Source organism: Chengkuizengella marina, assembly GCF_009910845.1.
In the GTDB taxonomy this organism is placed as follows: Bacteria; Bacillota; Bacilli; order Paenibacillales; family KCTC-33759; genus Chengkuizengella; species Chengkuizengella marina.
Map to the genome: position 1 here is coordinate 117,939 of NZ_SIJB01000027.1, position 15,125 is coordinate 133,063.

13 protein-coding genes are annotated in these 15,125 nt (G+C 33.4%); 3 read left to right on the forward strand and 10 right to left on the reverse strand.

All coding sequences use genetic code 11. From position 1 onward, the window contains the following. Positions 1–13: 13 nt before the first annotated feature. The 5 genes from recJ to ERL59_RS21435 form a co-directional block, all read right to left on the reverse strand. Positions 14–2,419, reverse strand: coding sequence for a single-stranded-DNA-specific exonuclease RecJ (gene recJ / locus ERL59_RS12430; protein WP_160646544.1), 2,406 nt, complete (start codon positions 2,417–2,419; stop codon positions 14–16). A gap of 56 nt (positions 2,420–2,475) precedes the next feature. Continuing rightward, complete coding sequence (locus ERL59_RS12435) at positions 2,476–3,432, reverse strand: cation diffusion facilitator family transporter (protein WP_160646545.1); 957 nt, start codon at positions 3,430–3,432, stop codon at positions 2,476–2,478. Between the two features lie 43 nt (positions 3,433–3,475). Next, positions 3,476–4,390, reverse strand: coding sequence for a protein translocase subunit SecF (secF, locus tag ERL59_RS12440; RefSeq protein WP_160646546.1), 915 nt, complete (start codon positions 4,388–4,390; stop codon positions 3,476–3,478). Further along, the gene (gene secD, locus ERL59_RS12445) at positions 4,380–5,597 is read right to left on the reverse strand and encodes a protein translocase subunit SecD (protein WP_201763555.1); all 1,218 of its coding nucleotides are present in this window, start codon (positions 5,595–5,597) and stop codon (positions 4,380–4,382) included. The genes secF and secD overlap by 11 nt, the downstream gene beginning before the upstream one ends. A gap of 137 nt (positions 5,598–5,734) precedes the next feature. Then, positions 5,735–6,100 carry a post-transcriptional regulator gene (locus ERL59_RS21435; protein ID WP_201763549.1) on the reverse strand — a complete coding sequence of 122 codons (366 nt, stop codon included), beginning with the start codon at positions 6,098–6,100 and terminating at the stop codon, positions 5,735–5,737. Between the two features lie 184 nt (positions 6,101–6,284). Between ERL59_RS21435 and spoVB the strand changes: the two genes are divergently transcribed. Then, positions 6,285–7,859, forward strand: a complete 1,575-nt coding sequence (gene spoVB, locus ERL59_RS12455) for a stage V sporulation protein B (RefSeq protein ID WP_160646548.1) — start codon at positions 6,285–6,287, stop codon at positions 7,857–7,859. A gap of 5 nt (positions 7,860–7,864) precedes the next feature. Here spoVB and ERL59_RS12460 read toward each other — a convergent pair whose 3' ends face one another. Next, on the reverse strand, positions 7,865–8,545 hold the full coding sequence (locus ERL59_RS12460; RefSeq protein WP_160646549.1) for a DUF421 domain-containing protein: 681 nt from the start codon (positions 8,543–8,545) through the stop codon (positions 7,865–7,867). Between the two features lie 381 nt (positions 8,546–8,926). On the opposite strand from ERL59_RS12460, the gene ERL59_RS12465 reads away from it, so the two are divergent. Next, on the forward strand, positions 8,927–9,310 hold the full coding sequence (locus ERL59_RS12465; RefSeq protein WP_160646550.1) for a TIGR04086 family membrane protein: 384 nt from the start codon (positions 8,927–8,929) through the stop codon (positions 9,308–9,310). 85 nt (positions 9,311–9,395) lie between these two features. Next, a complete protein-coding gene (locus ERL59_RS12470) occupies positions 9,396–10,250 on the forward strand; it encodes a phosphatase PAP2 family protein (protein ID WP_235929877.1) in 855 nt (284 codons plus the stop codon). Positions 10,251–10,349: 99 nt separating this feature from the next. On the opposite strand, the gene yajC is transcribed toward ERL59_RS12470, so the two are convergent. Genes yajC through ERL59_RS12490 form a run of 4 tightly spaced genes read right to left on the reverse strand, consistent with a single transcriptional unit; the run spans position 10,350 to position 14,949 of the window. Further along, a complete protein-coding gene (gene yajC / locus ERL59_RS12475; protein ID WP_160646551.1) occupies positions 10,350–10,646 on the reverse strand; it encodes a preprotein translocase subunit YajC in 297 nt (98 codons plus the stop codon). A gap of 14 nt (positions 10,647–10,660) precedes the next feature. Then, positions 10,661–11,794: a tRNA guanosine(34) transglycosylase Tgt gene (gene tgt / locus ERL59_RS12480; RefSeq protein ID WP_160646552.1), complete on the reverse strand. Its 1,134-nt coding sequence runs from the start codon at positions 11,792–11,794 to the stop codon at positions 10,661–10,663. Between the two features lie 24 nt (positions 11,795–11,818). Further along, positions 11,819–12,859 (reverse strand): tRNA preQ1(34) S-adenosylmethionine ribosyltransferase-isomerase QueA, encoded by a 1,041-nt coding sequence (gene queA, locus ERL59_RS12485; protein ID WP_160646553.1) that lies wholly within the window; start codon positions 12,857–12,859, stop codon positions 11,819–11,821. A gap of 5 nt (positions 12,860–12,864) precedes the next feature. After that, positions 12,865–14,949 (reverse strand): SpoIID/LytB domain-containing protein, encoded by a 2,085-nt coding sequence (locus ERL59_RS12490; RefSeq protein WP_160646554.1) that lies wholly within the window; start codon positions 14,947–14,949, stop codon positions 12,865–12,867. Positions 14,950–15,125 lie beyond the last annotated feature (176 nt).

Sequence of the window (15,125 nt, forward strand, 5' to 3'; positions counted from 1 at the left end):
CTAAATTGTTCACTCACGTTTGTATTTGATTTAAAATCCACTGTGTCATTTCATAAGTTGTAGAGTATTCAAAAATTTTTTCGATTTCAGACTGATGCCACCTTTGTTTGTATAAACTGGATGAGTCAAGACTACTTTTTTGTGGTGATTTTAAACAACGATAGGAAGCACCTTCCTTTCGAATGAAAGATAATTCTTCAAATACACCAATCATAAATTGTATCATATCTTTTGATAAACTTGAACGTTTGCTTAAATTTTCCAAGAATAGCCGGTCATTAATCTCCCAACTATTTTTATTTAGTAACGAAACATATATATTTTTAAAAGCTTCTCTTGATGGCAGTCCTTTTAAGGCACTATTATTTCTATTTTTATGAACTACATATATTCGTTGAATAGATTGATATTTTTTGAACACAGATTCAATTAAATGAATTTGATTTGGGATAGAATATACAACAAAATCTGTCACCTGAATATTTGTATTCAACCTTGTTAAATTACTTTTTAACTGAACTAAATTTCCATCATCATTTAAAGTATAAAAGAACTCCGCAGCTTGCATATGCTCATCAAAATCTGCTATGTGATCTTCAGTATCTAACAATACGGCCAGCTGCACATTGTCCTTACTTTTTAATTGCCGGATGCTCTTCGTAAATTTATCAACTTGATGATTTCTCCAATCAAAAACTTGACGATTTGGGATACGGATATCTTTTATAAATAATTGCGGTTTTCTCATTCCATTCCATTCATTAATAGATAATTCTCCAATTACATCTACTTTTGCTTCCGTAGATATATATTGATCCAAATCTCCTTTTCCAAATCCTATAGCTTCCATTGAACAACTAACTTCGTTAAACACTTGAGATAAAACTAACTTTAAGTGTTGCTTTTCTTTGCCAAGTCTATTTTTTTGAAGAATGTGTAAATCTTTTAAAACTAAATTTGGAGATGGATTACCTGATCCATATGGTGCAAACATAGACTCCATTTTTTCGATTAATGGAATTGTAATCTCTTGTAATTCACTTTCTATATCAGCTTGAATCTCAGGTATAAAATCTTCCTCTGTCAACCAGTTCACCGCTAATTCATTCAGTTGAGTCCTTAATTGTAATATATTTTTTTCTTGCATGGACAAACCAGCTGCTGCTTCATGTCCGCCAAAATGATCTAACAATGGTTCACAACTAGATAAAGCTTTATATATATTAAATCCAGCAATCGAACGTGCAGATCCTTTTGCTATACCTGTTTCTTTATCAACATGAAGTACTATAACAGGTCGATAGTATTTTTCTAATATTTTAGAGGCAACAATACCAATTACACCGATATTCCATCCCTCATTTGCCACTACAATAACATTTTGAGAATTAGATTCCAGTGTTTTTTCTATTTTATTTAGTGCTTCAGCTGTTATTTGATTTACTAATGATTGGCGTTCTTTATTTAAAATATCTAACTCATATGCTAAATTCTGTGCTTCATCTTCACTACTAGCCGTTAAAAGCTTTACAACGTCCTCAGCGTGCTGTAATCTGCCGCCTGCATTAATTCGAGGACCAAGTGCAAAACCGATGTGCATACTAGATAGATTTGACGAATCTACCTCTGCAACATCTAATAATGCTCTTAATCCAACAATAGATGTATTTTTCATTTTTTCTATACCAAGTTTTACGATTAAACGATTCTCATCTGCTAATGGCATTAAATCAGCTACGGTACCAATTGAAGCTATTTCTAAAAATTCATCAGGTATATGTCCAAGCAAAGCATGCCCTAATTTTAAAGCCACACCTACACCAGCCAATTGTTTAAATGGGTATTGGCAATGAGATATTTTTGGGTTAATAATCGCAAGAGCATCAGGTAATATTTCAGGAGGTTCATGATGATCTGTAACAAGCACATCCAACCCCAGTTCATTTGCGTAGTGAATTTGATCCACTGCACTTATTCCGTTATCTACTGTAATAACTAGAGATATACCTTCTTTGTGGGCCTTTTGAATAGCCTCCACATTTAACCCATACCCCTCACTGAATCGATCAGGTATATAGTAATCAAAGTCAGCATTCAATTTTGAAAGTAAAAAGTACATTAAAGTTGTACTACTCACTCCATCGGCATCATAATCACCATAGATTCTAATCTTTTCGCCTGCTTGAATTGCTTTTTTTATTCTTGCCGTTGTTTCTTTCATCCCAGTCATTAAAAAGGGATCATGAAACATTTGATTATCTGTTTTTAAAAAGTTTTCTGCTTGTTGTTTACTTTGAATTCCTCTCACAACAAGTAGTTTTGCTATAAGCAGTGGAATAGCTAAATCTGAGCTTAGCTGATCAATTAATTCTTGATTTGTATCTTCTGGTAATATCCATTTAGACTTTGATTGAAGCATGTTATTCTCCTAACAATTGTATAGGGTATCATTACATTACAAATAAAATTACACTATTAATGTAATATGTTTGAGAAACCGTTTGGATCAGAATCCACATTATTTTTGTAAGGGTACCCAGGATCATAAGGATTCACATGTACAAACACATCTGATACATTACTATGTTGCTTTATCAGCCTTTTCTTTACCATTTTACCTATTTTGTGACCATCAAGAACAGATATTTTTGGATTTACACTGAGTTTCACATCAACAATAACATAATAACCATGTTCTCTTGCTCTAAGTTCATTAATAGCAAGTACACCAGGTACAGCTTCGATTGTTTTGTGTAATCCCTCTGTATCTTCTTGATGAAGCACATGGTCCATTGTATTATGTATGGATTCTTTTATCAATCTGTATCCCATAATAAATACTAAAATAGCAACAAAAATCCCAGCAATTGGATCTAAATAATACATCCACGAGTAATTAAAATAATCACCGATAAGAGCTCCTGATATTCCGATTAAAACAGCAATGGATGAAAATACGTCTGAACGATGCTCCCATGCATTTGCAATCAATGCCTGACTAGAAAGCTTTTTTCCTAAACGATATTTATATTGAAACATCAACTCTTTTAATAAAATGGAAAATAGTATGGCATATATTGCATACGTTGCTGGAGCTGTCTCAACTCCATTATAAATGGATTTCACTGCGCTAATACCAACTTCAATGCTAACTAAAATTAATAAAAGTGAAACTATAATCGCAGCGATAGGCTCCGCTTTGCCATGTCCATATGGATGGTCTTTATCAGGTGGTAATTTTGCAGCTTTTAATCCAACTAAGACGGCGAAAGAACCTGCAATATCGGATGCAGAATGAACTGCATCCGCAATTAATGCTTTACTATTTGCTGTTATACCAATCGTACCTTTAACGATGACTAAGATTAAATTCCCTACGATTCCAACCCAAGCTGCAAATTCAGCTTTATTAAATCGTCGATCTACAGACAATGAGTTCACTCCTCGAATTAATAAATCACATTTGAAATTATATTTAAGAGTTCAATACTTCCGCTTTTTTCTTTTTAAGGGACTTACTTTTTAGAATTAACCATAACTGACTTGCAATAAAAATAGAGGAATATGCCCCACTAATTAAGCCGATTAACATGGCAAGAGAAAATAACTTAATGGACTCACTTCCAAAAATAAATAAACATATGGCTGCAAATACAACCGTTAATGCCGTATTAATTGACCTTGTTAAAGTTTGTCTAATACTAGTGTTTACCATACTTGACAAATCATTAAAGTTTTTGATTTTAAACTTCTGTAAGTTTTCACGAATACGGTCAAAAATAACAATCGTATCATTGATGGAGTAACCAATAATCGTCAAAATTGCAGCGACAAAAGGTAAATTGACTTCCAATTGAAAAATTGAAAAAATACTGATGACAATGAAAGCATCATGAAGTAAGGCTACAACTGCAGTGAGTGCAAACCTCCATTCAAAACGAATACTAACATATATAATAATTCCAATACTTGCAATGGCTACAGCATAAATCGCCTTTAAACCTAATTCTTTAGCAATTTCAGCATCCACTGTGTTTTCTTCGTACGATATCTGATCTTCCCCATATTCCATTTGGAACCCAGAAATGATTTCAATCCTCTCATTTTCTTCCAATACTTCTTCAAAACGGAAATTCACTCGATTATTCGAGTCTCCTGCAACTGTAATTGTCGAAGCCTCTAATCCAGCTTCTTGTATGATCTGCTCTGCTTTTTCTTTTGTAGTGGAGTTGTCACCCAAAAGTACATCTAACGTTGTACCTGATTTGAAATCAACTCCATAATTTAAATTAAATATAAGTAGAGCTAAAAGCCCTAATAACGTAATAGTAATAGAAATACTAAAAAACTTTTTTCTATTCTTCACAAAATCAAAGTCTCTAAAGTTCACTGATATCTGCCTCCTTTACACCGTAATAAACCGGCTTTTTAGCAATGTTGGCACGAATTAATAGATGTAAAAGCAGTCTGGAGAAGAATACATTTGTTATAATACTAACCAAAATACTTAAAATCAGAGTCAATGCAAAACCTTGTATCGACCCAGTTCCGATATAATATAAAACTAATCCAGCTAATATCGTTGTAATGTTTGCATCCATTATCGTACGTAATGAATTTCTAGAACCTGCTCTTAAAGATGACAAGATACTCTTTCCACTTCTAATTTCTTCTCTAATTCTTTCGTATGTAATGATATTGGCATCCACTGCCATACCAATTCCTAATACAAAAGCAGCAATTCCAGGTAATGTTAAAGTTGCATTCATCCAGTAAAAGACAAGCAATAACATCCATGTATAAACGGTTAATGTAACACAAGCAATAATTCCTGGCAATCTATAAAAACCAAGCATAAATATCAGTATAACAACGAAACCAATGATTCCTGCTGTAATCGTTTGCTGCAATGATAATTCCCCTAAGGAAGCTCCTACACTTTGTGTGTATTTTTCTGTTAAGTTCACAGGTAACGCACCTAAGTTAATTATACCTGCTAATTCTTCAGCTTCATCAAAAGTATAAGCACCTTCAATCTGTGCAACACCATTAGAAATTATTACGCCTACACGTGGTGTCGAAATCTCTTCGTCGTCTAAATATATCGCCAATATATTATTTGGATAGCTGTAACTACTTAACCTTTGAGTAATGGATTTAAATTTCTCTGCATCCTTCACCTCAATAGTTACATAAGGCTGCTTAGTGGTTTGTTCAAATGCAACCTTTGCTGCCCCTTCTACAAAGTCGCTTCCATTCATTTCTACTTTACAAAATTCAGATGGATCTTCACAGCCATCATTACTTCTGAACGTTAGTTCAGCAGGTTTTTTCATTATTTGTCTTACTTCTTCTTGATTTTCAACCCCTGCTAAACGCACTCTAATTCGATCTTGACCTTCAGGATAAATCTCAGGTTCACTAATTCCTTGTGCATCTGCACGTAGCTGAAGACTTCTAGCTGCCTCACGTAATAGCTCCTGATCCATAACTTGAGATTCATCAACCGGTTCAGCTGTATACAATATTTCAAAACCGCCTTTTAAATCTAAACCAAGTTTAACATTATTTACGATTCCCGGGCTCGTCCAAACCATGACCACAATTGTGGTGATTACAATCAGTATGAAAGCAATCAGTCTTTTTGTATGTACCACTACCATTTCTCCCTTCAAAACTCAGTAGTCCTATTATACCTACCCCAAATTATTGAGTCAATTCTCCATGGAATTCACTATCTTACATCTTTATATGCATTCATGGTTAACCAATTCATAAAATGGGTTACCTTTAAAGTTAAGATATCATTTACAATTTTATGTAAATTAGGAATTCCTTCTTTTTTGTATTTATTACTAATGCATTCCCATATTTCATGACCAGTTACATGATCGTATCCTATCATTCTAAATTCTTCTGCTTTACTTAAACATAATTCCTCAATCGTTTGACTTAATTCATTCTCATCCAACTCATGTACTTTATTCTTATTGTATGAATCTTCTTTAATTTCAGATTGAAAAGAATTTGATTGTTCACTAAGATCATCTTCAATAATGAAATTTCCTTCATCTTCAGCTTCCCATAATTTTCTATCCATTTGATTCATTCCTCCCCAGTTGTAAGCTTAAGTTATTATTTCGATAAACCCCACCTGAATCCTCCCAAACAAAACTTTTTCATCACAAAATCATATTCTCTGCATGAGCTAGGACATGTTGTGCATATCCATTATATATAACTTTGTCCAAATTACATAATGAAGAAGGAAGAAGGTATCCATTGTGACTAAGCAATCATTTATTAAAGGGACTATGATTCTATTAGCAGCAGGGATGATAAATCGCATATTAGGATTTGTTCCAAGAATTATGTTACCAAGAATTATTGGAGCCGAAGGTATTGGTTTATATCAAATGGGATATCCTTTTCTCATTGTGATTATCACAATTGTAACAGGCGGTATTCCATTAGCCATTGCTAAACTTGTGGCTGAGTCAGAATCTAAAGGAGAAAGAGAGCGCTCAAAAAGTATTTTATTCGTCTCTCTTTGTTTAACAATAACTTTAAGTACATTTTTTACATTATTTTGTTTCATTGCCTCACCATGGATTACAAATAACCTTCTTACAGATGAACGGGTATTTTATACTTTCTTATCGATGAGCCCAATTATTTTATTTGTTAGTATTTCTGCAGTATTTCGAGGATATTTTCAAGGGCTGCATAACATGATACCTACCGCAGTCTCATCCATAACTGAAACCATCGTTCGTTCGATTACAATGCTTTTATTTTCTTATATTGTTTTACCCTATGGTGTAGAATATGCAGCAGCAGCGGCTATGATTGGGGTTGTGCTTGGAGAGTTAGCTGGGATGTGTATTTTACTTGTCAAATATAAAAATAGTCAAAATAGAAGGAGCCATGTTTTTGAAAATAATAAAACCAAATTTAGTAAAAATCAAAAAGATCATTTTGCTAATTTAAAAACAATGGTACGTATTTCTGTACCTGTTACTGCCAGTAAACTTGTAGGCTCTGGAGCATATTTTCTAGAATCTATAATGATCGTGCAAAGTTTAGCTATCGCTGGTATTGCTACAAAAGTTGCTACTGCACAATATGGAATGTTACAAGGGATGGTTATTCCTATCCTATTGCTTCCCAGTGCACTTACCTATTCACTTTCAGTCTCTCTTGTCCCATCACTTTCTGAGGCCGCTGCGAAAGGTGACATGAAAACCATACATAAAAGATTACATCAATCTTTAAGGCTTGCGTTAGTCACAGGTGCTCCTTTTATCATTATCATGTATTTTCTAGCAGATCCTTTATGCGCCTTCTTATACGGTGAAAATAATGAGGTCGGTGCCATGCTTAAAATGATGGCTCCTGCAGCTATATTTATATATTTTCAAGCTCCATTACAAGCTACATTACAGGCATTAAACAAAGCTGGCACTGCATTATTAAATACCTTTATTGGTGCTTCAATAAAATTAACCCTGATATATGTCTTGGCAGCTAAATTAGAAATGGGTATTTTGGGAGCACTTATTGCCATTAGTATAAATATCATGTTAGTTACTTTACTTCATTTAAGAAGTGTGATGAATTATTTAAAATTTTATATGAAATTTTTAGATTTTATAAAAGTAGGTGTAGGTGGTTTCGCAATGAGTATTATGATTTTAATTATGGTGCAACAGCCGTGGATTGAATCAAATCTAGCCCAATTTTTATTGACTTGTACATTGAGCATTCTCACTTATCTGTTAGTTATTATTTGGTTGAAACTCATAGACCGGTATGATTTAGTAAGAATCCCTTGGATTGGCAAATATTTTTCAAAATAAGTTAGTTATTCATCTTTTTCCTTTCTGTCAACAAACAATTCATTACGATGATTAATACTGCAAAAGAAGACTTCTTTGAAATCAAAAACCCCTTGCTCCTGAAGTTTATTTTTAAGCCAAAACCTTGTTTTATTTATTTTTTCTAGATGATCATCCTGCACCTTACCGTCCATAATTAATGGAACCGGCAAACCTTCATATCTAATATTTACAGTATGATCTTTGTTGGAATTAAGATTCTCTTTTTTAATAACACTCAAATTTCCATTTGTTTCTAATATGGCAAACTCAACATCTCTCATATCCGTAATGTTTTTGTGACGTAACTGTAACAATAAATCATCAAGATTATATCTTTGATTTTTCATCGCTTTTCGATTTAATCTTCCATTTTTTATAATCATACTGGGAGTCCCATCTAACCATTGCCTTAATTTTTCACTTTTCAAACTAATGAAGGCAGTTAGTATTTGAATCATCAATAAAATAATCATAGGTAAGATACCTTCTAACATGGGTCTATCCGTATCTTCAATAACTATGACAGCTATTTCTGCAATCATGATGGATACTACTAAGTCAATGACAGATAATTTCCCAATTTCCCTCTTTCCCATGATTCTCATAACGATGACTACGACTATATAAATTAAGGTTGTTCTTATTGTAATCCCCCAAATATCCATTGAACCTGCCTCCTTTAAAAGCAAACTCACAAAAGTGAAGTGAAGCATGGACCCTAAGTCATTATGGAATAGAAAATTTTTCTATATTAATATGTCGGATCTAAATAAGGTTCTTCAATTCAATGGTATTGTAGCCGCTTCATAACTTTGTCATACAGGATAACACTTTATTAATTGTTGGTAGTAATTCCAAAACATTCCCTTGCTCAATAAAATACGCATGGAGGTAACTTTTTTCTTCCCAAAAAGAATTCTTTAATTCAAAAAAATGGTATGTACAGATCTTGGAATATTATGAATTTTTTCAAATAATATCAGTACTAATTTTAAGTGCTTGACCATAAAATGTGTTAAGTGTTTCCATTCTGGAGGTGAATTATTTTGAATAAAACGACACAAATGAAACCATTCTCCCCCATGTTATCTGGTATTTTTTATGCATTTGTGGCACTGGCAATCTTAACATTAATCACATCCATTATTCTTAAATTCAGCAGCATGAAGGAAAGTTCATTAGATACATATGTGTATCTCATTCATGGTCTATCTCTATTTATAGGTGGGTTTATTTCTGGAAGGGGAAAAGGGACTAAAGGTTGGTATTATGGTGGTTTATTAGGAACTGTGTATTGTATTTTAATACTAATGATCAGCTTTTTAGGATTTGACTCTTTAATACTAACTACAAAATCGATGATGTTTTTGGTATTATCTTTCCTCTTAGGAGCTATTGGTGGGATTTTTGGAGTTAATTTCAGAAAGTAAGAACACTTTTTTACATCCTCCTTATTATATGCTATAATTAACAGTTGCTGATTGTGTTTATAACGTATGTAAGGAGGGGGAAAAGTTGACTATTGAATCGATGACAGAAGTATATATATATATCTTTTTAACTATAGTGGTATTATTCGTATATCTCTATCCTAAAAATCCTTTAACTCCCGCTCTTGTATCATTAAAACAATTTTTTACTTCGTGGAAAATGATACTTCACTTTGTTGCAATAGCATTCATTTTGTTTTTAAATAAAATTGAATTGACGATTGAAGAAAAAATGAGATTAAATTATGACCTTACCCCTCTGTTTCATAGATGGGAAGGAGATATAGTATATACAATTCAGAACTTCTTTCACAATGATTTGCTTACTAATGTTGTAGTTTATTTTTACGTTGTGGTATTTACTTCATTAATCATCGCTTCCTTTTTAGTTTATTTAAATGAAAAAGATAATAAACTGTTTTATACTTTTTGTTATGCTATCATGCTTAACTACGGGATTGCGATTCCATTTTACTTATTTTTTCCTATTAATGAAGTTTGGGCACATGAACCTGCAGGCGTACAATTTCTAATGCTAGACGTTTTTCCTACGTTTGAAACTGAATATAGAGCTTTATCGGGATTAAATAACTGTTTCCCAAGTTTGCACACTTCCATTTCCGTAACTCTTTCTTTAATCGCTTTAAAATCAAACAATTTTAGATGGAAGACAATTGTTCTTATCAGTGCAGGTATTATTATATTCTCTATATTTTATTTAGGGATTCATTGGATAACGGATATGATTGGTGGCGTATTACTTGCATTTTTTGCTTCTTATACCGCACAACGTATCGCTGACGGAAGGTTTAAACTCGGAAAAAGTAAAACAGAGCAATATGCTCAAAACAACCGTTCAGATGAAACTGTTGAACAATAAAATAAATAGCCCTATTTTTAATAGTGGTGACATATTATATGTTAAAAAAAGCAAGGACTCGGGAAGAAACCCAATCCTTGCTTTTTTAATTTTTATCATTTAATCCGTTTTTACACCATTAACTGCTGAACGGTCAAATGTCATTTTTGTAGCATCATTTATTTGGAGAACTACCATATCATCTGTAATTTCAAAGATTGTACCATGAATACCACCAATTGTAATAACTTTATCGCCTTTTTTTAAATCTCCCAACATTAAGTTACGAGCTTTTTGCTTTTTTTGTTGTGGTCTAATTAACAAGAAATAAAACACTGCAAACATTAAGACTAATGGTAATACAAAAGTAGTAAATATACTTGGCTCTCCTGCATTTGTTGCTTCTGCTAATAACATATATTACCCTCCCTTCAAAATCCTTTATCATTATTATGTAGGCCATACTGAACAAAAAATTCCTCTTTGAAATCCAACAACCTGTCTTCAGCTATTGCTTGTCTGACATTTTTCATCAATTCAATTAAAAAGTGCAGATTATGATAAGTTGTTAAACGAATTCCAAAGATTTCATTTGCTTTTAACAAATGTCGTATGTATGCACGTGAATAATGAGTGCAGGTGTAACAAGAACAATTTGGATCGAGTGGTCCAAAGTCCTTTTCAAACTTGGCATTTCGTATAACTAATCGGCCTTCACTAGTCATCGTAGTACCATTTCGAGCAATTCTTGTAGGTAAGACACAGTCAAACATATCCATCCCACGAATTGTCCCTTCTAATAAAGCATCTGGAGAACCAACTCCCATTAAGTAACGAGGCTTTTGAGTTGGAAGATGTGGTACTGTAAATTCCAATGCCTCATACATTAAATGTTTGGGTTCACCAACACTTAGTCCACCAATAGCATAACCTAGAAAATCAAAAGAAGTCAACTGTTCTGCACTTTGTTTTCTAAGGTCTTCATACATACCACCTTGAACGATACCAAATAAAGCTTGCTCATCTTTTTTTTGATGAGCTTGAATACAACGTTCTGCCCATCTCGTGGTCCGTTCCAAAGATTTTTTTACATACTCATAATCTGCTGGATAAGGTGGACATTCATCAAATGCCATGATAATGTCTGCTCCAAGCGCATTTTGAATTTCAATCGACTTTTCAGGAGAAATGAACAATTTATCACCGTTAAGATGAGAACGAAACTCAACACCTTCCTCGGTGATTTTTCTCATTTCACTTAAACTAAAAACTTGAAATCCCCCACTATCTGTTAATATGGGGCGATCCCAGTTCATAAAAGTATGTAACCCACCTGCTTCTTTCACAATTTCGTGACCTGGTCTTAAAAATAAATGATATGTATTGCTTAAAATAATTTGAGCCTCCATTTGTTTCAATTCCTCAGGGCTCATTGTTTTTACAGTGGCTAGTGTGCCAACCGGCATAAAAATGGGTGTATCTATTGTTCCATGCGGAGTATGGATTTTACCTAACCGTGCACCAGACTGTTTACATGTTTTTATCAGTTCATATTTTAATGGCATTATTAACTATAGTCCTCTCTTACTTTAATAAATAAACATGGCATCTCCAAAACTAAAAAAACGATACTCTTTTTGAATAGCCTGTTCATATGCTCGCAACACTTTTTTTCTTCCAGCAAATGCACTAATCAACATTAGCAACGTGGATTTAGGCAAATGAAAATTAGTCAACAAAGCATTGACTAACTTCAACTCATATCCAGGGTATATAAATATATCTGTCCAACCGTTACATGCTTTAAATTCTCCTAATTTTTGGTGAATGGCTACAGTTTCTAATGTTCTAACCACAGTAGTACCAACTCCAATAATCCTTCCACCACTTTTTACAGAGTCATTTAACGTTCTTGCACAATCTTCACTCATTTCATAATATTCCGAATGCATTTTATGATCTTGGATCTCCTCTACAGAAACGGGTCTAAAGGTTCCAAGACCAACGTGCAATGTAACATAAGTAATCGTAACACCTTTATCTTTGATTTTGTTTAAATACGATTCGGTAAAATGCAGACCTGCTGTTGGGGCTGCTGCTGAACCTTCTTCTTTGGCAAAAACCGTCTGATAACGATCTCTATCTTCTAATTGTTCCTTTATGTATGGGGGCAGGGGCATATGACCTAGTTGATCTAAGAGTTCAGGAAATATGCCTTTATAAGTAAATTTTAAAACTCTCTGACCCATTTCACTTTCTTCCTGAACTTCAGCAGATAAGAGAGGGTTATCCAATGTACCGAACTCAATAATCGATCCCTTTTTCAATCTTTTTGCTGGTTTAACTAAAGCTTCCCATCGATCATTTGCTAAATTTTTTAACAATAAAACTTCTGCTTTTGCACCCGTATGTTTTTTAATTCCAAAAAGCCTAGCAGGGATTACTTTTGTATTATTCAGCACAAGTGTATCATTCGGCTGTAAAAATTCAATGAAATCTTCAAACTGTTTGTGTTCTACATCTCCTGAAATCTTATCTAATGTTAATAAGCGAGATTTGGTTCTGTTCACTAATGGTGTCTGAGCAATTAAGTGTTCTGGTAAATCAAAATTATATAAATTTACATTCATGATTATTAATCAACCTTTTCGATGTTAACATCCTTATAGTAGTATTTCAGTATTTCTTGGTAATCATACCCTACAAATTCAGCTAGCTGTCTAGCACCCCATTGGGACATACCTAAACCATGACCATATCCATAACCAATTATACGAAACTGTGGTTCTTCTGTTAGCACACGGATATGATTGTCTCCATTTAATACAATAAAATCTGTATCGGTCTTTTCAGAAGTTGATCCTGAATCTATTACATGTAATCTTTCGTCTGAATCAGGAAACTCAATTGTATTCCCATTCACACCTAATACAGTATAATTGTTCGTTTGATCAATTTCAAATCTAGTACTTCTTACACTACTTAAAGCAGTACGATATCGATCTGGATAACTTACTTCTATTACTGTACCATTTGCTTCTATCTCTAAAACTCTCCCTGAAGGTCCTCGATCTGTAATTTCCAATGATTTCAGCTCTCCAGTGATGACGTTGTTTGAAGTATTGTTTATACTCTCAAGTAATTCATCAGCAGAATAAGGTTTAGTTATCCATCTATATGAATTGGACTCTATTACTTGTTCAAGTAAAATTAATTGATCTCCAGTACTTACTTTTGCAATTGGAGCATTGATATCATTATTTACAAAAGGTGCCTGTCTTACATTAATTTGATTATCGGTGACTTTAACAATTGGAAAACCTGCTGAATTCGTTTTGCTCGTTTTACCTGTAAAGTCCGTTCTAATATACCCAATAGTTCCGTCAGCTAAGACAACGTGATCCCACAATAGAAGTCCTTCCTCTGCAATATCATCAGGACTAGGTACGCTCTCCACATAATCAATCGGGGAATACCATATTTCTGAAGGAGCAGCTGTTAAACCACCCGCATTAGAATAATAAAAAGGGATAATCAACTCTCCATTAGAAGCTTTTAAAACGATTCCCTCTGTCTCCTTGACAGCATTTGTTACATGAGTATCTTCTACACTAGATCCTTTATATGCTTGATCGTATGTAGTATCTGAAATGTGTGCGATTTCATATTTCATTCCTAGTTGTAATGCATATGTACGTGCTGCAATGGCCTGAGCTTTTAATGCTTCAGATGGCCACTCTGAACCCATTTCTGTACTTACAACACTATATAAATATTGTTCAAAAGGAAGTTCATTAACGACAGCTAAACGATCTTTATATTGGGTAATCTCTATATGACCTCTATACGAACGATTATATTTTTCTTCTATTTTTATATCTGATAAATCTGATGTAATCCATAATTTTTGTCCATTTGCATTAATAAAATAATGAGGGATGGTTGAATTTTTGTCATTTGGTGATAGTCCATTTCTAACCACTAAATATGGGGAAGCTGCTTCTATAGACTTCAATTCCAATCCAGGGAACGAACTTGTGATCTCATTCCTTATATCGGTTAAATCACTTTGATCTACTGCTTCTCCTACCCATACTGAATACATTAATTCGCCTTTATTATTTTCTTCGTATACTAAATAGCTGTCTATTCCTACTCCAGATAAATCAGAAATGAGGTTCTCTGCATCTTTTTTACGATCGTATGAAGCTGCACTCAAATAGTTTGGACCAGTAATTATAATGTCAGACTGATTTAGAGATTTTTCTAAGGATGACTTGATACTTTTTGCTTCACTTATACTAGCATAGGTACCCGCATACACTTGATATCTCGTATTTCCATCTCTATTCAACTTAAAAATAAACCCTGTACCATCTTCAACTTTTTCACTTAATAAAGCCGCTTCATTAAAATCACTAGTTTCTTTTATTTTAAGCATATACTGGTCTAAACTAACTTTTACTTTTTCAGAAACATCCTCAGAAACCCATTTTTTTATACCAGTAGAAGCCTTAATCCCAACCTCTAACCCACCATTAGCAACTAATGTGGCACTTGGTTTAGTATGTAATGATTGTATCATTAAAGCAACGCGAATATCTTCTTTTATACTTTTGGCTGCATGCGCTTTTCCGGAAAATTGGAATAATATAGTCGAAAAAAACATAACGAAAACAAGCCCAAACTTCATTCCTTTTCCTGTTCGAATAAGTGACATAAATTATACGATCCCCCTGTAAAATGCTAATATTTTTTAAAGTTTCTATTCTATTAATTTAGACTCCCTTTACTATTAAAAGTTTCATATACAAAAATAAAAAATAACAAAAACCTTTCGAATAAAGAATAAGACCCCCTCCAACGTGGGCCTTAAATACTTTCTATTTAGATCAT

What these genes read in the sequence shown, in the direction of transcription:
- yajC (WP_160646551.1), bottom strand. Translation starts at nt 10,646, where the DNA reads ATGTTATTAGCAGAAGCAACAAATGCAGGAGAGCCAAGTATATTTACT.
- recJ (WP_160646544.1), bottom strand. Translation starts at nt 2,419, where the DNA reads ATGCTTCAATCAAAGTCTAAATGGATATTACCAGAAGATACAAATCAA.
- queA (WP_160646553.1), bottom strand. Translation starts at nt 12,859, where the DNA reads ATGAATGTAAATTTATATAATTTTGATTTACCAGAACACTTAATTGCT.
- secD (WP_201763555.1), bottom strand. Translation starts at nt 5,597, where the DNA reads ATGGTTTGGACGAGCCCGGGAATCGTAAATAATGTTAAACTTGGTTTA.
- ERL59_RS12490 (WP_160646554.1), bottom strand. Translation starts at nt 14,949, where the DNA reads ATGTCACTTATTCGAACAGGAAAAGGAATGAAGTTTGGGCTTGTTTTC.
- ERL59_RS12460 (WP_160646549.1), bottom strand. Translation starts at nt 8,545, where the DNA reads ATGGATATTTGGGGGATTACAATAAGAACAACCTTAATTTATATAGTC.
- tgt (WP_160646552.1), bottom strand. Translation starts at nt 11,794, where the DNA reads ATGCCATTAAAATATGAACTGATAAAAACATGTAAACAGTCTGGTGCA.
- ERL59_RS21435 (WP_201763549.1), bottom strand. Translation starts at nt 6,100, where the DNA reads ATGGATAGAAAATTATGGGAAGCTGAAGATGAAGGAAATTTCATTATT.